This window comes from Rhodoferax saidenbachensis (genome assembly GCF_001955715.1).
GTDB classification, from domain to species: Bacteria; Pseudomonadota; Gammaproteobacteria; order Burkholderiales; family Burkholderiaceae_C; genus Allorhodoferax; species Allorhodoferax saidenbachensis.
Genome location: NZ_CP019239.1, coordinates 3,403,206 through 3,421,739, shown reverse-complemented (window position 1 = coordinate 3,421,739; position 18,534 = coordinate 3,403,206). Strand labels below are relative to the sequence as shown.

At 58.1% G+C, this 18,534-nt stretch carries 16 protein-coding genes; all 16 read left to right on the top strand.

Features of this window, described 5'->3' with window-relative positions; genetic code table 11:
• Positions 1-9 precede the first annotated feature (9 nt).
• The 16 genes from RS694_RS16345 (at position 10) to RS694_RS16270 (ending at position 18,486) form a co-directional block, all read left to right on the top strand.
• A complete protein-coding gene (locus RS694_RS16345; protein ID WP_029707348.1) occupies positions 10-684 on the top strand; it encodes a type IV pilus inner membrane component PilO in 675 nt (224 codons plus the stop codon).
• The gene (locus RS694_RS16340) at positions 681-1,217 is read left to right on the top strand and encodes a pilus assembly protein PilP (RefSeq protein ID WP_029707349.1); all 537 of its coding nucleotides are present in this window, start codon (positions 681-683) and stop codon (positions 1,215-1,217) included. Before RS694_RS16345 ends, RS694_RS16340 begins: the two co-directional genes overlap by 4 nt.
• On the top strand, positions 1,214-3,316 hold the full coding sequence (locus RS694_RS16335) for a type IV pilus secretin PilQ (RefSeq protein WP_029707350.1): 2,103 nt from the start codon (positions 1,214-1,216) through the stop codon (positions 3,314-3,316). The genes RS694_RS16340 and RS694_RS16335 overlap by 4 nt, the downstream gene beginning before the upstream one ends.
• A 39-nt stretch (positions 3,317-3,355) precedes the next feature.
• A complete protein-coding gene (locus tag RS694_RS16330) occupies positions 3,356-3,880 on the top strand; it encodes a shikimate kinase (protein ID WP_029707351.1) in 525 nt (174 codons plus the stop codon).
• Between the two features lie 42 nt (positions 3,881-3,922).
• Positions 3,923-5,038 (top strand): 3-dehydroquinate synthase, encoded by a 1,116-nt coding sequence (aroB, locus tag RS694_RS16325; protein WP_029707352.1) that lies wholly within the window; start codon positions 3,923-3,925, stop codon positions 5,036-5,038.
• 69 nt (positions 5,039-5,107) lie between these two features.
• Positions 5,108-6,304: a deoxyguanosinetriphosphate triphosphohydrolase gene (locus RS694_RS16320; RefSeq protein ID WP_029707353.1), complete on the top strand. Its 1,197-nt coding sequence runs from the start codon at positions 5,108-5,110 to the stop codon at positions 6,302-6,304.
• A 17-nt stretch (positions 6,305-6,321) separates the two neighbouring features.
• Positions 6,322-6,927, top strand: coding sequence for a DUF1415 domain-containing protein (locus RS694_RS16315; RefSeq protein ID WP_029707354.1), 606 nt, complete (start codon positions 6,322-6,324; stop codon positions 6,925-6,927).
• A complete protein-coding gene (locus tag RS694_RS16310) occupies positions 6,924-7,841 on the top strand; it encodes a class I SAM-dependent methyltransferase (RefSeq protein WP_051391849.1) in 918 nt (305 codons plus the stop codon). Before RS694_RS16315 ends, RS694_RS16310 begins: the two co-directional genes overlap by 4 nt.
• Before the next feature lie 61 nt (positions 7,842-7,902).
• The gene (locus RS694_RS16305; protein ID WP_029707357.1) at positions 7,903-8,370 is read left to right on the top strand and encodes an outer membrane lipoprotein; all 468 of its coding nucleotides are present in this window, start codon (positions 7,903-7,905) and stop codon (positions 8,368-8,370) included.
• Between the two features lie 50 nt (positions 8,371-8,420).
• Positions 8,421-9,119 carry a transposase gene (locus RS694_RS16300; RefSeq protein ID WP_029707358.1) on the top strand — a complete coding sequence of 233 codons (699 nt, stop codon included), beginning with the start codon at positions 8,421-8,423 and terminating at the stop codon, positions 9,117-9,119.
• Between the two features lie 178 nt (positions 9,120-9,297).
• Complete coding sequence (locus tag RS694_RS16295) at positions 9,298-14,049, top strand: glutamate synthase-related protein (protein WP_076069828.1); 4,752 nt, start codon at positions 9,298-9,300, stop codon at positions 14,047-14,049.
• 74 nt (positions 14,050-14,123) lie between these two features.
• Positions 14,124-15,599, top strand: a complete 1,476-nt coding sequence (locus RS694_RS16290) for a glutamate synthase subunit beta (protein WP_076069826.1) — start codon at positions 14,124-14,126, stop codon at positions 15,597-15,599.
• Between the two features lie 56 nt (positions 15,600-15,655).
• Positions 15,656-16,495, top strand: coding sequence for an ABC transporter ATP-binding protein (locus RS694_RS16285; protein WP_029707361.1), 840 nt, complete (start codon positions 15,656-15,658; stop codon positions 16,493-16,495).
• On the top strand, positions 16,492-17,274 hold the full coding sequence (gene mlaE / locus RS694_RS16280) for a lipid asymmetry maintenance ABC transporter permease subunit MlaE (RefSeq protein ID WP_029707362.1): 783 nt from the start codon (positions 16,492-16,494) through the stop codon (positions 17,272-17,274). The genes RS694_RS16285 and mlaE overlap by 4 nt, the downstream gene beginning before the upstream one ends.
• Before the next feature lie 10 nt (positions 17,275-17,284).
• Positions 17,285-17,767, top strand: a complete 483-nt coding sequence (mlaD, locus tag RS694_RS16275; RefSeq protein ID WP_029707363.1) for an outer membrane lipid asymmetry maintenance protein MlaD — start codon at positions 17,285-17,287, stop codon at positions 17,765-17,767.
• Entirely contained in the window at positions 17,764-18,486 is a 723-nt protein-coding gene (locus RS694_RS16270) for an MlaA family lipoprotein (protein WP_029707364.1), read from the top strand. Before mlaD ends, RS694_RS16270 begins: the two co-directional genes overlap by 4 nt.
• Positions 18,487-18,534 lie beyond the last annotated feature (48 nt).

Below are 18,534 nucleotides of genomic sequence, written 5' to 3'. Positions count from 1 at the left end.
AGAGTACGTATGGCCACCTCAAAAACGAGCTCTATTGATTTTGTCGCGCTCCAAGAGCGATTAGTAAGCCAATTTAGAGATTTGGACCCGAAGGATCCCTCTGCTTGGCCTGGATTGCCGAGATACGCCTTGTTCTTCGCGACTTCCGTGGTCGTAGTGGTTGCACTCTGGTTTGCTTGGCTCAGTGGTTCGCAAGAAGTGCTGCAAACGGAGCAGGCAAAGGAATTGACGCTGCGAGATGATTACAAAGTTAAATTGACCAAAGCGGTCAATCTGGATGTGCTGAAGAAACAGCGGGAACAAGTGCAGCAATACGTGACGCAACTGGAAAAGCAACTGCCCAGTAAGGCGGAAATGGACGCGTTGTTGTCCGACATTAATCAGGCAGGGCTGGGCCGTAGCCTGCTATTTGATCTGTTTCGTCCTGGTCAGATCGCAGTAAAAGAGTATTACGCTGAGCTTCCCATTTCTTTGAAGGTGAGCGGGCGGTACCACGATATTGGAGCTTTCGCCTCGGATGTCGCTAATCTTTCTCGCATCGTGACTCTGAACAATCTTTCCATCACGCCTAAAGCAGATGGCGCTCTGGCGCTCGATGCTACTGCCAAGACTTTTCGATATCTTGATTCAGACGAAGTCGCGGCGCAGCGCAAGGCTTCTGGCGCAAAGGGAGCCAAGAAATGAGGGCGCTCTATTTGCTTCTGCTGCTGTCGGCATTTTTATCCGGGTGCGGGTCATCCAGTGAAGATGAAATTCGACAGTGGATGGCCGAGGAGCGAAATCAAACCAAACCGAAAGTGGCACCTATACCTGCGCCTAAACAGTTCAAACCTGAGGCATATGCCAATGCTTCGACGTTAGAACCATTTAGCAATCAGAAACTGACACAAGCCTTGAAGCGTGATTCCGCGCAGGTCGCCTCCAACGGCGCCTTGGTTGCTCCTGAATTGGCGCGTCGCAAAGAGCCTTTAGAGGCATTCCCACTGGATACCATGAGTTTGGTGGGCAGCATTATTAAGGCCGGACAACCAGTTGCTTTGGTAAGAGTGGATGGCTTGTTGTATCAGGTCAAGCTTGGCAACTATTTGGGACCGAATTACGGCAAAGTCACCAAGATTAATGAAGCCGAAGTGACACTGCGTGAAATTGTTCAGGATGCAGTTGGTGAATGGATTGAGCGCATTGCAACGCTGCAGTTGCAGGAGAAGTCGAAATGAATAAGCAGAACCATTGGGCGGGACTACGCATGTGGCAACAAGTGATAATTTTGGGAGCCGTTCTGCTGGGAGGGGCGGTTCAGGCACAGACTTCGATTGAAGCTGTTACGGGGTCATTGCAAGGGGGGAGCGAAGTTATTCGTATTGACCTCTCACAACAATTGACTGCTCTCCCAACTGGATTTGTCATTCAGGCTCCTGCGCGTATTGCGCTTGATTTCCCTGGGGTTGCAAATGCCATGGGAAGGTCTACGGTAGAGATCAATCAGGGAAATCTGAAGTCCGTAAGCGTGGTGCAGGCGGGCGAGAGAACCCGGGTGGTCCTGAATTTAAAACAGCCCGCTGCCTACAAAGCTGAAATTCAAGGTAAGTCATTGTTGGTCTCTCTTGAGTCCACAACACCTAGCTCTACACCCGCACCGACTGCAGTCACTTTTGCAGAAAATCGTAGCCGTGACGCGATGCCGCTAAAGGACTTGGACTTCCGTAGGACAGTGGATGGAGCGGGGCGGATTGTCGTGACTTTGCCCAATAACCAAGTCGGCGTCGATATTCGCCAGCAAGGGCAGACGCTGGTGGTCGAGTTCATGAAATCTTCTTTGCCGGAAGGTTTGCGTAGGCGACTGGATGTGGGGGATTTTGGCACCCCAGTGAAATCTGTGACTACTTTTCAGACGGGTGATAGGGTCCGTATGGTCATTGAACCCAAGGGACTTTGGGAGCATTCGGCCTACCAAAGTGATGAGCAGTTTGTAGTTGAGGTTAAGGAGGTCAAGACGGACCCCAAGAAGTTGACTCAAGGGGTGGGCTACAACGGACAAAAACTGTCCTTGAATTTCCAGAATATTGAAGTTCGCTCGTTGCTCCAGGTCATCGCCGACTTCACCAACTTCAATATTGTGACTTCTGATTCTGTATCGGGTTCTGTCACTTTGCGTTTGCAGGATGTGCCATGGGACCAAGCCTTGGATATTATTTTGCAAGCCAAGGGATTAGGAATGCGCAAGAGTGGCAATGTCTTGTGGGTTGCGCCCAAAGATGAAATTGCGGCGAAAGAAAAACTGGATCTCGAGTCTGTAGCGGCGGTTCAGAGTCTAGAACCTTTGCGCACTCAGTCTTTCCAGATCAATTACGCCAAGGCGGCTGAAATTGCGGCTCAACTGAACGCGGGTGGGAGCGGTGCAGCTGCCAGTGCGCGTATTTTGAGTGCGCGTGGTAGCGTCATTGCGGAGCCTCGAACGAACCAATTGTTTGTGACGGATATTCCCAGCAAGTTGGAACAGGTTCAGCAGTTGTTGGCCAAGCTGGACATTGCCGTACGGCAGGTTTTGATTGAGGCGCGCATTGTCGAGGCCTCTGACAGTTTTGGTAAATCGCTCGGCGTTAAATTGGGTGGCGGTGGGCGTACTGGTGAAATTGGGACGTCGAGTGGTGGCAATTCTGTCAACGCCTCCATCGGTTCTAGTTATGCAGCCGGATCATCTGGCACGACTTCGGGCAATTTTGTAAATCTGCCTTCTACGGGGGCTCTGGGTTTCTCTAACCCCGGCACGTTTGCTTTGTCCATATTTGGAGCTGCGGCCGATCCCTTCCTGAATCTTGAAATTTCTGCTTTGGAAGCGGATGGCAAAGGCAAAGTCGTATCGAGCCCCAGAGTGGTTACTGCGGACCAGATCAAGGCCTTAATTGAGCAGGGTACGGAACTGCCTTACCAAGTTGCATCGTCGAGTGGTGCAACGTCCATTGCTTTCCGTAAGGCCAACTTGAAATTGGAAGTGACACCACAAATCACACCCGAAGGGAATATTATTCTTGCGTTGGATGTGACCAAGGATACGGTGGGTCAGTCTACGCCTGCCGGCTTCGCGATAGATACCAAACATATTCAAACACAAGTGTTGGTTGAAAATGGTGGAACCGTTGTAATCGGCGGCATTTTTACGGAAGACCTGACAGAGAATGAGGCCAAAGTCCCATTCTTTGGAGATCTGCCGGGTATTGGGGTTTTGTTCAGGTCAAAGTCAAAAACCACCAACAAGCGTGAAATGCTGGTGTTCATCACGCCCAAGATGCTGGCAGACAAAGCCTTGGGGCGTTAAACCACGGGACAGGTTACCGGTTCCGGGTATTGTTTTAAATTGATATTCAGTCTTGTCGGCCTACCCGGCTCAGGAAAAACCACGGTTGGACGGCAGCTCGCGCGGCGGCTGCAACTTCCCTTTGTTGACTCGGATCACGCGATAGAGGCCCGTCTGGGGTGCTCTATCCGTGAGTTTTTTGAGCGTGAAGGCGAAGCGCGGTTTCGCGACATTGAGCAGGAAGTCATTGACGCTTTGACGCAGGAGACGCCTCGCGTTCTGTCGACCGGTGGCGGGGCGGTCTTGCGGTCGGCGAATCGACAGCATCTGCGCTCCAGGGGGCGTGTCATCTATCTCAAATCCACACCTGAAGAGCTCTATCGGCGCTTGCGGCATGACGTGCACCGCCCCTTGTTGCAAGTGGCGGATCCGCTGACCCGCATGCGTGACCTGTTTGCCGAGCGGGACCCGTTGTACCGGGAGGCGGCGCATTTCGTTCTGGAGACAGGGCGTCCGTCGGTGGCCACGTTAGTCAACATGATCGTGATGCAGTTGGAGCTTGCTGGCGTGGTGCCGAGGCACTGAGCGGCCAGACCGGTTTCGCAAGAGCCTCTAAACTAGGGGGCTATGACTTCCACGCTTCTGCACGCCGTCCCTATCGCGCTGGGTGACCGCAGTTACTCCATCGCCATTGGTACGCATCTGTTGGACCAGACGGATACTTTCGCCTCATTGCCCAAGGGTTCTTCTGCCCTGATTGTGAGCAATACGACGGTTGCGTCTCTTTACGCACAGCGACTGCACGATGTTCTTGCGCAGAAGTACGAGCGGGTCCATCTCGTGACACTGCCGGATGGCGAAGGGTTCAAAACCTGGCAAACGCTGAACCAGATCTTTGATGTCTTGCTGGAGCAAGGCTGTGATCGCAAGACGATATTGTTTGCCCTGGGCGGTGGTGTCGTTGGCGATATGACTGGCTTTGCCGCAGCCAGCTACATGCGGGGCGTTCCGTTTGTGCAGGTGCCTACTACCTTGTTGGCCCAGGTGGATTCATCGGTCGGCGGGAAGACCGGCATCAACCATCCGCTGGGCAAGAACATGGTGGGCGCTTTCTACCAGCCGCTGCTGGTGGTGTGTGATCTGGATACGCTGAAGACGTTGCCACCGCGGGAGCTCAGTGCCGGCCTTGCCGAGGTGATCAAGTACGGACCCATTGCCGATTTGGAATTTCTGGACTGGATTGAGGCGAACTTGGACCAGCTTCTGGCGCGTGATGTGCAGGCTCTGGCCCATGCGGTGCAGCGCAGTTGCGAGATCAAGGCCTGGGTGGTAGGGCAGGATGAGCGCGAATCCGGTTTGCGCGCCATCCTCAATTTTGGGCATACCTTTGGCCACGCGATGGAAGCTGGCTTGGGCTATGGCGAATGGTTGCATGGCGAGGCTGTGGGATGCGGCATGGTGATGGCTGCAGAGTTGTCGTACAGGCTGGGATTGGTGGACCAGTCTTTTGTGCAAAGACTCAAAAACTTGATCCGCAAAGCAGGTTTACCCACCGTGGGCCCGGTACTCGACAACCAGGACAATGCCGGACGGTATCTGGCGCTGATGCGCGTGGACAAAAAAGCCGAAGGCGGCGAGATCCGCTTTGTCGTGATCGACGGCCCCGCACGGGCGGCCGTGCGCACGGCCCCCGATGCGCTGGTGCGTGAGGTCATCGACGCTTGCTGCATTCCTGTGCAATGAGAAATTGCTATCAATTTGGAAGCTGCTTGCGCAGTATCCATAAGGGCTAAAGCCCACTTTTCCTTGAATATGGCCTTGGCTCCCTACGCCTGTGATCCGGCACTATCGCGCGGCCGCCGTTATGCTGAGGCTCCAGCGCCTACGCGAACGGATTTCCAGCGCGACCGTGACCGCATCGTGCATTCCACGGCGTTTCGGCGACTGGTCTACAAGACCCAGGTGTTCCTCAACCACGAAGGCGATCTATTCCGCACGCGGTTGACGCATTCGTTGGAGGTGGCGCAATTGGGCCGCTCCATCGCACGTGCCCTGCGTTTGAACGAAGATTTGGTGGAAACCATTGCCTTGGCGCACGATCTCGGACACACCCCGTTTGGCCATGCCGGGCAGGATGCGCTCAACGCGTGTATGGCGCCGTTCGGAGGCTTCGAGCACAACCTGCAGAGTCTGCGTGTGGTGGACCATCTGGAAGAGCGTTATCCGCAATTTGATGGCCTGAACCTGGGTTTTGAGGCCCGCGAGGGCATCCTCAAGCACTGCTCGCGTGCCAATGCGGAGTTGTTGGAGGCGGATGAGCCGCTGTATGCCGATGGCCGGGGCGGAGTAGGGCGGCGCTTTCTGGAGCGTACCCAACCGAGTCTGGAGGCGCAGCTCTGCAATCTGGCCGACGAGATTGCCTACAACGCCCATGACATTGACGATGGTGTGCGTTCCGGGCTGATCACACTGGAGCAGTTGCAGGAAGTGCCTTTGTTTGAGCGCTTTCGCCAGCAAGCGCTGGCCGCACATGCCCGGCTGGAGGACCCCGCATCTGCCCGGCGCCTGTTGTACGAAACCATACGCCTGATGCTCAGCAACCAAGTCTATGACGTCATTGCCTGCACCCAGCAGGCGCTCGATGAAGCGCGGCCCGATAGCGTGGATGCAGTGCGCGGGTTAGGGCCTCTGGTCGCGTTTGGGAGCGAGATGCGCGAGGGCACGCAGGTGCTCAAGAGCTTTTTGCTTCGCAAGTTATACCGTCACTCCCAGGTGGAAGAGACCATGGATCTGGCGCGCCAGATCGTGCGTGAACTGTTTGACGCCTATTCCCAGGCACCGCAGGAGATGCAGGCAGGTTTTGCCGCCCGTACGGTTACAGGGCAGGGCCTGGAGGGTGCGCATGCCCACTTTGGCATGCGTACGGTTGCGGACTATATTGCCGGCATGACCGACCGTTTTGCAGCCCGCGAGCACGAGCGCCTGACCGGTCGCCGTCTGCTCGTTTGAACTCCTGTGATCCCTTTATGCTATTGCCAAGCACAACCAACGAACCCGCATCATCCGCCGAGGTGATCGCATGGACGCAGCGCTGGCTGGAGCGTGCCGTGATCGGATTGAACCTGTGCCCCTTCGCTAAAAGCGTGCATGTCAAAGGCCAGATCCACTACCGGGTCAGTGCCGCACGCGATTCGCAGGCGCTGTTGCAAGACCTGGAATATGAGCTCAATAGCCTGCAAGCCCTTGACGCGTCAGCGCGGGATACTACGCTTTTGATAGCGCCTGACATGCTGCAGGATTTTCTCGATTTCAATGACTTTCTGCATGATGCAGATCGTGTTTTGCTATCACAGGGGCTGGAAGGAGTACTGCAGATAGCCAGCTTCCATCCCCAGTTCCAGTTCGGCGGCACGGCCGAGGACGACATCACCAACTACACCAACCGCGCGCCGTATCCCACCCTGCATTTGCTGCGCGAAGACAGCATTGACCGTGCGGTAGAGGCATTTCCCCACGCCGAACAGATTTTCGAGAAAAACATGCAGACGCTGGAGGCGCTGGGGCATGCGGGGTGGGATGCGCTTGGCTTGCAGTCACCCGCCAGCGGCTTGCATGGCAAGATAGTCCCATGAAGCAACGTAAAACAGGGGCCCAAGCGGGCACGACCACAACTCCCGCCCCCCATGCACTGGCCGCAGAAGTGCGTCCCGGTCAGTCCGTGGAGCTGCTCAAAGAGCTGCACATCCTCACGCGTGACGGCAAACTGAATCAGGATTCCAGGCGCAAGCTCAAACAGGTCTACCACCTGTACCAATTTATCGAGAAATTGTTGCAGGAGTTGCCTGCGCCCAAGAGCACCGGCTTGACACTGGCAGACCATGGCGCTGGCAAGTCCTATCTGGGCTTCATTCTTTATGACCTGTTCTTCAAGAATCTGGCGGGAAGCCATATCTATGGCATCGAGACCCGTGCTGAGTTGGTCGACAAGTCCCGTGAGTTGGCTGCGCGTCTGGACTTTGACCGCATGTCTTTTCTGAATCTCACAGTGGCCGAATCCGCGCAGTCGAAAGAATTGCCGGGGCGCATTGATGTGGTCACGGCCTTGCATGCCTGCGACACGGCCACCGACGATGCCATTGCCTTCGGGTTGCAAAAGAACGCGCAAGCCTTTGTGCTGGTGCCCTGTTGCCAGGCGGAGGTGGCACGCCACCTGAGTCAAGGCAAGGCACTGTCACTGGCGCGCACGCCGCTGGCCGAGCTATGGCGTCACCCTTTACATACGCGCGAAATGGGTAGCCAGATCACCAATGTGCTGCGTTGTCTGTACCTGGAGGCACGTGGCTACCAGGTGACGGTGACCGAGCTTGTGGGTTGGGAGCACAGCATGAAAAACGAGCTGATCCTGGCCCGCTACACCGGCCAGCGCAAACGGGGTTCTGCGGAGCGCCTGCGAGCCATCCTGCAGGAATTTGGCCTCCTTACACTACTTGACACGCGGTTTACATTGCCCGAGGACAATGGCGTGGACAACGCAATACCGGCCTGAAACGTTAAAGCGATTGATGTTTCGCGTTGGTATTTTCAGATTTCGCCTTGTGGAGTTCGCAATGAAAAAATTTCTTAATTTGAGTTTGGCACTGGCGATGACCGCCGTTCTCGGTGCCTGCGCCACCAGCAGCCCCGACGTCGTCCAGCGCGGCGATGCCCAGCGCATGGCCAAAGTCGAAGATGGCGTGGTGCTGTCTATCCGTACGGTGACCGTAGACGGTAGCCAGACTGGCGCTGGCGCCGCCGTGGGCGGTGTCGTGGGCGCGATTGGCGGTTACAGCGGCAGCAGTGTGGGGCGCGAGGCCCAAGTGTTAGGCGTGCTGGCCGGTGTGGCCGGTGCCGCTGCAGGTAACGCGATCGAGCGGTTTTCCACCAAAGAAGACGCGTTTGAAATTCTGGTTCAACTCAAAGGCGGTGAACGCCGCGCCATTGTCCAGGCCAAGGGCTCTGAAGTTCTGCTGGCGGGTGATCCGGTCATCATCGTCACCACCGGCAGCAAAGTCCGCGTGACCCGCGCGCCCAAGTAGACAGATAATCGGGGTCAGATTCGCATCGGGGGCTTCAGCCCCCTTCTGCCATGGCCCGACTCCCCCGTCTTACCCTGCCCGGTTACCCCCACCACGTTATCCAGCGCGGCAACAACCGGCAGCCCATCGTGACCTCGGCAGCAGACCGCGAGATGCTGCTGGGTCTGATGGAGGAAAACAGCAGGAAATTCAATGTGGCCATCCATGCCTATGTGCTGATGGACAACCATTTTCACTTGCTGCTCACCCCCCAAACCGACACCGGCCTGCCACAGATGATGCAGGCTGTGGGGCGGCGTTATGTGCGTTATTTCAATGACATCCATCTGCGTACCGGCACGTTGTGGGAAGGACGCTATCGGTCGACTCTGCTTCAGACGGATCGGTATTTGCTGGCCTGCATGGCCTATATGGACTTGAACCCGGTACGCGCAGGGTTGGTGGTTCAGGCGCGTGACTATGCCTGGTCCAGCTACGGCCACTACGCCGGCTTGCGCAGTGACCGCCTTGTGACCCCCCATCCGCTGGTCTGGGCCTTGGGGAACACCCCGTTTGCCCGCGAAGCTGCCTACGCGGAATTGGTGCAATCCGGCATCAGTCCGGTGCAGCAGGCCGCACTGACTGACTCGGCCTTGCGTGGCTGGGCCTTGGGGGAGGCTGACTTTGTGGCGCAACTGCAAAAGCAAACTCTGCGGCGGGTGAGCAAAAGCACTGCCGGGCGCCCCTCCAGTACGCTTGTTGGTGAATAAAAGTGGGCGCTAGCCCTTATCGATATTGCGTTAGTCGCTATCTTTTTTGATATGTCCCTTATTATTTGTTGATTAAAATAATCAACATATAATTGGAATCCGACCCCTATTATTCTTCTTGGCACTTTTGTTGCATTGCAGTATTCTCACTTTCCACTGTAATTTTCAGGAGAGCGCCATGACCACGGCTGCCGAAATCCAACATCTCAAAGACCACGGTCTGTATTCCACCGAAAACGAGCACGATGCCTGTGGCGTCGGCTTCGTGGCGCATATCCGCGGTGAGAAGAGCCATTCCATCGTCAAAAACGCGCTGAAGATCCTGGAAAACCTGGACCACCGGGGTGCGGTCGGTGCCGACAAACTCATGGGCGACGGCGCCGGTATCCTGATCCAGTTGCCTGATGCGTTGTACCGCGAAGAGATGGCACAGCAGGGCGTGACTTTGCCGCCGCAAGGCGAATATGGCGTGGGCATGATCTTCCTGCCCAAGGAACATGCGTCGCGTCTGGCCTGTGAACAGGAAATGGAACGCGCCATCAAGGCCGAAGGCCAGGTACTGCTGGGATGGCGCGATGTGCCGGTCAACCGCGACATGCCCATGTCGCCCACCGTGCGCGAAAAAGAGCCCATCCTGCGCCAGGTCTTTATCGGCCGCGGCAACGACGTGATCGTGCAGGACGCGCTGGAGCGCAAGCTGTATGTGATCCGCAAGACCGCCAGCGCGGCCATTCAGAATCTGCAGCTCAAGCACAGCAAAGAATATTACGTGCCCAGCATGTCCAGCCGTACCGTGGTGTACAAGGGACTGCTGCTCGCTGATCAAGTTGGTGTTTACTTCCTTGATCTGGCTGATGCACGCTGTGTGTCCGCTTTGGGCCTGGTGCACCAGCGTTTCTCCACCAACACCTTCCCCGAGTGGCCACTGGCCCACCCGTACCGCTACGTGGCGCACAACGGTGAAATCAACACTGTCAAGGGCAACTACAACTGGATGAAGGCGCGCGAAGGCGTGATGTCGTCCCCTGTGCTCGGTGCCGACCTGCAAAAGCTCTACCCCATCAGCTTCGCCGACCAGTCCGACACGGCTACGTTCGACAACTGCCTCGAACTGCTGACCATGTCCGGCTACCCCATCAGCCAGGCCGTGATGATGATGATCCCCGAGCCGTGGGAGCAACACACCACCATGGACGATCGCCGCAAGGCCTTCTACGAATACCACGCCGCGATGATGGAGCCCTGGGACGGTCCGGCCTCCATCGTGTTCACCGACGGCCGCCAGATCGGCGCCACGCTGGACCGCAACGGCCTGCGTCCTTCGCGCTACTGCATCACCGATGACGACCTGGTCATCATGGGCTCCGAGTCCGGCGTGTTGCCCGTTCCCGAGAACAAGATCGTGCGCAAGTGGCGCCTGCAGCCCGGCAAGATGTTCCTGATCGATCTGGAACAGGGCCGCATGATTGACGACGAAGAGCTCAAGGCCAATCTCGCCAACAGCAAGCCCTACAAGCAGTGGATCGAAAACCTGCGCATCAAACTGGACGATGTGCAAGGCGGCGGTGAGCCTGCTTCTGCATCCGAGAGCGAAGTGTCCCTGCTGGACCGCCAGCAAGCCTTTGGCTTCACGCAGGAAGACCTGAAGTTCCTGATCGCCCCCATGGCCAGCGCTGGCGAAGAAGCCATTGGCTCCATGGGCAACGACAGCCCGCTGGCCGTCTTGAGCGACAAGAACAAACCGCTGTACAGCTACTTCAAGCAGTTGTTTGCGCAGGTGACCAACCCGCCGATCGACCCGATCCGCGAAGCCATCGTGATGTCGCTGGTGTCCTTTATCGGCCCCAAGCCCAACCTGCTGGACATCAACCAGGTCAACCCGCCCATGCGTCTGGAAGTGGCGCAGCCGATTCTGGACTTTGCCGATATGGCCAAGGTGCGCGACATCGAAAAGCACACCCAGGGCAAGTTCCGCAGCCACACGCTGGACATTACCTACCCGCTGGTCTGGGGCCACGAAGGTGTGGAAGCCAAGCTGGCGTCCTTGTGCGCCGAAGCCGTGGACGCGATCAAGGGTGGCAAGAACATTCTTGTCATCAGCGACCGTGGCGTCAGCGCCAGCCAGGTGGCGATTCCCGCGCTGCTGGCGCTGTCCGCCATCCACCAGCACCTGGTGCGTGAAGGTCTGCGCACCAGCGCAGGCTTGGTGGTTGAAACCGGTACGGCACGCGAAGTTCACCACTTCGCCGTGCTGGCAGGTTATGGCGCGGAAGCCGTGCACCCCTACCTGGCGATGGAAACCCTGGGCCAAATCCACAAGGATCTGCCGGGCGACCTGAGCGCTGACAAGGCCATCTACAACTACGTCAAGGCGATTGGCAAGGGCCTGTCCAAGATCATGTCCAAGATGGGCGTGTCCACCTACATGAGCTACTGCGGTGCGCAGTTGTTTGAAGCCATTGGCCTGAACAGCGAAACCATCGACAAATACTTCACCCGCACGCCCAGCCGTGTGGAAGGCATCGGCGTCTTCGAGATTGCTGAAGAAGCCATTCGTATGCACAAGGCGGCGTTCAGTGATGACCCGGTGTTGGCCAACGCGCTGGACGCAGGTGGCGAATACGCGTGGCGCGTGCGCGGTGAAGAGCACATGTGGACGCCCGACGCGATTGCCAAGCTGCAGCACTCCACGCGCGCCAACAACTGGAACACGTACAAGGAATACGCGCAGATCATCAACGACCAGAGCAAGCGCCACCTGACGCTGCGCGGCCTGTTCGAGTTCAAGATCGATCCTGCCAAGGCCATCCCCGTGGACGAAGTGGAAAGCGCCAAGGAAATAGTCAAGCGCTTTGCCACTGGCGCCATGTCGCTGGGCTCGATTTCTACCGAAGCCCACGCCACGCTGGCCATTGCCATGAACCGCATCGGCGGCAAGAGCAATACCGGTGAGGGTGGTGAAGACCCCGCGCGTTACCGCCAGGAACTCAAGGGCATCCCGATCAAGCAGGGCCAGACCATGGCCGACATCATCGGCAAAGACGTGGTGGAAGTCGATATCCCCATGAACGCCGGTGACAGCTTGCGCTCACGCATCAAGCAGGTCGCGTCCGGTCGTTTCGGTGTGACGGCCGAGTACCTGAACAGTGCCGACCAGATCCAGATCAAGATGGCCCAGGGCGCCAAGCCTGGTGAAGGCGGCCAGTTGCCTGGCGGCAAGGTGTCGGACTACATCGGCAAGCTGCGCCACTCCGTGCCCGGTGTGGGCCTGATTTCGCCCCCACCGCACCACGACATCTATTCGATCGAAGATTTGGCCCAGCTGATCCACGATCTGAAGAACGTGGCACCGCACTCTGGTATCAGCGTGAAGCTGGTGTCTGAAATCGGCGTGGGCACCATTGCTGCGGGCGTTGCCAAGTGCAAGGCCGACCACGTGGTGATTGCCGGCCACGACGGTGGCACCGGTGCGTCGCCCTGGTCGTCCATCAAGCATTGCGGCAGCCCTTGGGAAATCGGCCTGGCCGAAACCCAGCAGACTCTGGTGCTGAACCGCTTGCGCAGCCGTATTCGTGTGCAGGCCGACGGCCAGATGAAGACCGGCCGCGACGTCGCCATTGGCGCGCTGCTCGGCGCCGATGAATTCGGCTTCGCCACCGCACCGCTGGTGGTGGAAGGCTGCATCATGATGCGCAAGTGCCACCTGAACACCTGCCCCGTGGGCGTGGCCACACAAGACCCCGTGTTGCGTGCCAAGTTCTCCGGCAAGCCCGAGCACGTGGTCAACTATTTCTTCTTCATCGCCGAAGAAGTGCGCCAGATCATGGCCCAGTTGGGCATCCGCAAGTTCGACGACCTGATTGGCCGCTCCGACCTGCTCGACACCCGCAAGGGCATCGAACACTGGAAGGCCCAGGGCCTGGACTTCGCCCGCCTGTTTGCGCAGCCCCAAGTGCCGGCCGATGTGCCCCGCTTCCAGACGCTGACCCAAGACCACGGCCTGGAAAAAGCCCTGGACAACGTGCTGATCGCCAAGAGCCGCGCCGCCATCGACAAGGGCGAACGCGTGCAATTCATGGAAGTGGCCCGCAACGTGAACCGCTCCGTGGGCGCCATGCTCTCCGGCGCCGTGACCAAGGTGCATCCCGAAGGTTTGCCGGATGACACCATCCGCATCCAGCTCGAAGGCACGGGCGGTCAGTCTTTTGGCGCCTTCCTGGCCAAGGGCATCACCATGTACCTGATCGGTGACGCCAACGACTACACCGGCAAGGGCCTGTCGGGCGGCCGCATTGTGGTGCGCCCCAGCATCGACTTCCGTGGCGAAGCCATCCGCAACACCATCGTGGGTAACACCGTGATGTACGGCGCCACCACCGGTGAAGCCTTCTTCAGCGGCGTGGGCGGCGAGCGTTTTGCCGTACGTCTGTCCGGCGCCACTGCAGTGGTCGAGGGTACTGGCGACCACGGTTGCGAGTACATGACCGGCGGTACGGTAGCGGTACTGGGCAAGACCGGCCGCAACTTTGCAGCCGGCATGAGCGGTGGTATCGCCTATGTCTTTGACGAAGACGGCCAGTTTGCCAAACGCTGCAACACCGCCATGGTCAGCCTGGAAAGAGTGCTGACGGCCAAGGAACAGGAAACCAGCGTCGATAAGGCGGTCTGGCACCGTGGCGAGAGCGACGAAGCCCAGCTCAAGAAGCTGCTGGAAGACCACAACCGCTGGACTGGCAGCAAGCGTGCCCGCGAGTTGCTGGACAACTGGGACACCTCGCGCGCCAAGTTCGTCAAGGTTTTTCCCAATGAGTACAAACGTGCTCTGGGTGAGATTCATGCACGCAGACTTGGGGTTTTGCCAAAAGTGGCCAAAGCCCCCGCCAAATCTGCGCAAGCAGCTATCAAAAAAGAAGCAGTTCCTGCTAAGTAAATGAAACAACCTTGCGGGACAGACCAGGATTTGCAATGCAAATCTGCTCTGTCCCCAACTGACTAGGACAAATCATGGGAAAAGTCACTGGCTTCATGGAGTTCGAGCGTATCGAAGAGGGCTACAAGCCCGTTCCAGAGCGCGTCAAACACTACAAGGAATTTGTGGTCGGGCTGGACGATGCACAGGCCAACAAACAGGCCGCACGTTGCATGGATTGCGGCACACCGTTTTGCAACAACGGCTGCCCGGTCAACAACATCATTCCGGACTTCAACGATCTGGTTTACACCGGTAACTGGAAGGCCGCGATTGACACGCTGCACAGCACCAACAACTTCCCGGAGTTCACGGGCCGCATCTGCCCCGCACCTTGCGAGGCTGCCTGCACGCTGAACGTGAATGACGATGCGGTGGGCATCAAGTCCATCGAACATGCCATCATCGATCGCGCCTGGCACGAAGGCTGGGTCGTGGCCAAGCCTGCCAAACACAAGACCGGTAAGAAGGTTGCGGTGGTGGGCTCCGGCCCGGCCGGTATGGCCGCTGCCCAGCAGCTGGCGCGCGTGGGCCATGACGTGACTTTGTTCGAAAAGAACGACCGCATTGGCGGCCTGCTGCGCTACGGCATTCCTGATTTCAAAATGGAAAAGTCCCACATTGACCGCCGTGCCGAACAGATGGTCAAAGAGGGGGTGACGATCCGTACCGGTGTGCTGATTGGCGAAATGCCCAAGACGGGTGCTGCTTCCAAGGTTACCAACTGGGCCAAGGAAAGCATCTCTGCTGCCCAATTGCAGAAAGACTTTGACGCCGTGTTGTTGACCGGTGGTTCCGAGCAGTCGCGCGATCTGCCCGTTCCGGGCCGCGACCTGGACGGTATCCACTTCGCAATGGAATTCCTGCCCCAGCAAAACAAGGTCAATGCCGGCGATAAGCTCAAGGGTCAACTGCGTGCCGATGGCAAACACGTCATCGTCATCGGCGGTGGTGACACCGGCTCCGATTGCGTGGGCACCAGCAACCGCCACGGCGCGGTCAGCGTGACCCAGTTCGAGGTGATGCCCCAGCCGCCCGAAGAAGAAAACCGTCCCATGACCTGGCCCTACTGGCCGCTGAAGCTGCGCACCAGCTCCAGCCACGAAGAAGGTTGCGAGCGCGTGTTTGCCATTTCCACCAAGGAATTCATCGGTGAAAAGGGCAAAGTCACGGGTCTCAAGACCGTGCAGGTCGAGTGGAAAGACGGCAAGATGATCGAAGTCGCGGGCTCTGAAAAGGTGCTCAAGGCCGATCTGGTTTTGCTGGCCATGGGCTTTACTAACCCGGTCGCGACCATCCTGGAAGGCTTCGGCGTGGACAAGGACGCACGTGGCAACGCCAAGGCCAGCACCGAGTTCATTGGCGGTTATGCCACCAATGTGCCCAAGGTGTTTGCAGCCGGTGATATCCGCCGTGGTCAGAGTCTTGTTGTGTGGGCAATTCGTGAAGGTCGTCAAGCAGCGCGTTCTGTCGACGAGTTTTTGATGGGCTTTAGCGACCTGCCACGCTGATCTGGGGTTTCCCCTTATCATTCCAAGGCCGGGTGTATCCCGGCCTTGTTGCTTGTATGCCCGACTTATCCACTAATCCACTCGTTGAACTTCAAGACCTGTCCTTTGGCTACGGCGAACGCCTGATCCTGGACGGCGTCACCCTGTCCATTCCACGGGGCAGGGTCACGGCACTCATGGGGGCGTCGGGCGGTGGCAAAACCACGGTGTTGCGCCTGATTGGCGGTCAATACCGTGCGCAAAAAGGCCAGTTGCTGCTGCACGGCGCAGAGCATGGGCAGGACGTGCAGGATATGGGCAAGGCAGATGCCAGCGCCCTGTATGCCGCACGCAGGCGCATGGGCATGTTGTTCCAGTTTGGCGCCCTGTTCACGGACCTGAGCGTGTTCGACAACGTGGCCTTCCCGCTGCGCGAACACACAGACTTGCCTGCCGCGCTGGTGCGCGACATCGTGCTGATGAAACTCAATGCAGTGGGCCTGCGTGGTGCACGCGACCTGATGCCATCCGAAATTTCTGGCGGCATGGCCCGCCGTGTGGCCTTGGCGCGCGCCATTGCGCTGGACCCCGAGCTGGTGATGTACGACGAACCGTTTGCCGGGCTGGACCCGATTTCACTGGGGACCGCAGCCCGCCTGATTCGCCAGCTCAATGACACCATGGGTTTGACCAGTGTGGTGGTCTCGCACGATCTGGAAGAAACCTTCCACATTGCCGACAAGGTCATCATCCTGGCCAACGGCAAGATTGCCGCCCAGGGCACCCCGCAAGAGGTGCGCGAGAGCATCGACCCGCTGGTGCACCAGTTTGTCAATGCACTGCCCGAAGGGCCGGTGCGGTTCCATTACCCGGCGTCCAGTGTGGATGCCGATTTTTCTGCGGGAGCAGGGCGATGAGCTGGTACCACCCTGCGGACATTGGTCTGGCTGTGCGCACCAAACTCGCCGATCTGGGCTATGGCGCCCGCCTGTTCGGCCGTTTGCTGGCGTCCGTGGGGACCGTGGCGCGCCGCCCGGGGCTGGTGCGCGACCAGGTGCACTTCATGGGCAACTATTCGCTGGCCATCATCGCCGTGTCTGGCGTGTTCGTCGGGTTTGTGATGGGACTGCAGTATTACTACGGGCTGCAGCGTTTTGGCGCGGCGGATTCGGTGGGCATGCTGATCAGTTTGAGCCTGGTGCGCGAGTTCGGCCCGGTGCTCACGGCGTTGTTGTTTGCCGGACGTGCCGGTACGTCGCTGACCGCTGAAATTGGATTGATGAAGGCTGGTGAACAGTTGAGCGCCATGGAAATGATGGCGGTGGACCCGGTATCGCGCATTCTGGCTCCCCGTTTTTGGGGCGCGGTCATCGCCATGCCCTTGTTGGCCGCAGTCTTCAGCGCGGTCGGCGTACTGGGTGGCTGGGTGGTCAGCGTGGTGATGATAGGTATTGATTCGGGTGCCTACTGGGGCCAGATGCAAAGCAACGTGGACGTCTGGGCCGATGTCGGCAATGGCGTGCTCAAAAGCGTGGTGTTCGGCTTCGCAGTGAGCTTTATTGCATTGCTGCAGGGTTATGAAGCCCAGGCCACACCTGAAGGTGTGGCCCATGCCACAACACGTACCGTAGTGGTGGCGTCGCTCACCGTGCTGGCGCTGGACTTTGTCCTCACCGCAATGATGTTCAGTATTTAGGGGAAAGAAAATGCAACGCTCCAACAAAGATGTTTGGGTAGGTCTGTTTGTGCTGGCGGGTGCGCTTGCGCTGCTGTTTTTGGCCCTGCAGTCGGCCAACTTGCTGACCCTCAATTTCGAGCGTGGCTACCCAGTCACGGCCAAGTTCGACAATATCGGTGGCCTCAAACCCAAGGCATCCGTCAAGAGCAGTGGTGTGGTGGTCGGGCGTGTGGATGCCATCACCTTTGATGACAAGACCTACCAGGCCCGCGTGAGCCTTTCCATGGACAAACGTTACGCGTTTCCCAAAGACAGCTCCTTGAAGATTCTGACCAGTGGATTGCTGGGCGAGCAGTACATCGGCATCGAGGCCGGTGCTGATAGCGCCAATCTGGCTGCCGGTGACACCATCAGCACCACCCAGTCGGCTGTGGTGCTGGAAAACCTGATCAGCCAGTTCCTCTACAGCAAGGCGGCGGACGGTCCCACCGAGGGCAAGGACGCTAAATGAGTACGTTGTTGCGCGTTGCATCCCGATGGATGTTGCTGGTCGTGTTGCTCGGCTTGCAAGCCTGTGCCACGGTCAAAAATCCGGATCCGCGCGATCCGATCGAATCGTTCAACCGTGGCGTTTTTGGGTTCAATGACGCCGTGGACCGGAACATTGCCAAACCCGTGGCGCAAGGTTACGTGGCCATCACACCATCCTGGATGCGCAAGGGAGTGAGCAACTTCTTTGGCAATCTGAGTGACGTCTGGTCTGCGGTCAACAATGCGCTGCAGGCGCGCGGCCAAGAAACCAGTGACAGTATTGGCCGGGTGATGGTCAACTCGACCATCGGCATTCTGGGGCTGATGGACGTGGCCAGCGACCTGAATATTGAAAAACACCCCGCAGACTTTGGCGCCACGCTGGGGCGTTGGGGCGTGCGCCCTGGTCCTTATGTGGTCATTCCTTTGCTGGGGCCCTTCACCCTGCGTGAAGTCGCCGCCTTTCCGGTCGATTCCCAAGGCAATTTGATCACCCATGTGGATGACGAGGCGACACGTACCGGGTTGACCCTGCTGAATGCAGTGAATACCCGTGCCACCTACCTGCGGGCGGGCGAGGTGGTAGAGGGCGCCGCGCTGGACAAATATTCGTTTACGCGAGACGCCTACCTGCAGCGCCAGCGCAACCGAGACTACGACGGCAACCCCCCGGAAGAAGATACGGCCCCTGAGCCTTGATGGCTTTACCTGCGCGAAATGCATGAAACGGGGTGCGGATAGATAATG

Bases quoted from the DNA above. Each gene is read 5' to 3' on its own strand.
- RS694_RS16345 (WP_029707348.1), top strand. From the start codon at position 10: ATGGCCACCTCAAAAACGAGCTCTATTGATTTTGTCGCGCTCCAAGAG.
- RS694_RS16340 (WP_029707349.1), top strand. From the start codon at position 681: ATGAGGGCGCTCTATTTGCTTCTGCTGCTGTCGGCATTTTTATCCGGG.
- RS694_RS16335 (WP_029707350.1), top strand. From the start codon at position 1,214: ATGAATAAGCAGAACCATTGGGCGGGACTACGCATGTGGCAACAAGTG.
- aroB (WP_029707352.1), top strand. From the start codon at position 3,923: ATGACTTCCACGCTTCTGCACGCCGTCCCTATCGCGCTGGGTGACCGC.
- RS694_RS16320 (WP_029707353.1), top strand. From the start codon at position 5,108: ATGGCCTTGGCTCCCTACGCCTGTGATCCGGCACTATCGCGCGGCCGC.
- RS694_RS16315 (WP_029707354.1), top strand. From the start codon at position 6,322: ATGCTATTGCCAAGCACAACCAACGAACCCGCATCATCCGCCGAGGTG.
- RS694_RS16310 (WP_051391849.1), top strand. From the start codon at position 6,924: ATGAAGCAACGTAAAACAGGGGCCCAAGCGGGCACGACCACAACTCCC.
- RS694_RS16305 (WP_029707357.1), top strand. From the start codon at position 7,903: ATGAAAAAATTTCTTAATTTGAGTTTGGCACTGGCGATGACCGCCGTT.
- RS694_RS16300 (WP_029707358.1), top strand. From the start codon at position 8,421: ATGGCCCGACTCCCCCGTCTTACCCTGCCCGGTTACCCCCACCACGTT.
- RS694_RS16295 (WP_076069828.1), top strand. From the start codon at position 9,298: ATGACCACGGCTGCCGAAATCCAACATCTCAAAGACCACGGTCTGTAT.
- RS694_RS16290 (WP_076069826.1), top strand. From the start codon at position 14,124: ATGGGAAAAGTCACTGGCTTCATGGAGTTCGAGCGTATCGAAGAGGGC.
- RS694_RS16285 (WP_029707361.1), top strand. From the start codon at position 15,656: ATGCCCGACTTATCCACTAATCCACTCGTTGAACTTCAAGACCTGTCC.
- mlaE (WP_029707362.1), top strand. From the start codon at position 16,492: ATGAGCTGGTACCACCCTGCGGACATTGGTCTGGCTGTGCGCACCAAA.
- mlaD (WP_029707363.1), top strand. From the start codon at position 17,285: ATGCAACGCTCCAACAAAGATGTTTGGGTAGGTCTGTTTGTGCTGGCG.
- RS694_RS16270 (WP_029707364.1), top strand. From the start codon at position 17,764: ATGAGTACGTTGTTGCGCGTTGCATCCCGATGGATGTTGCTGGTCGTG.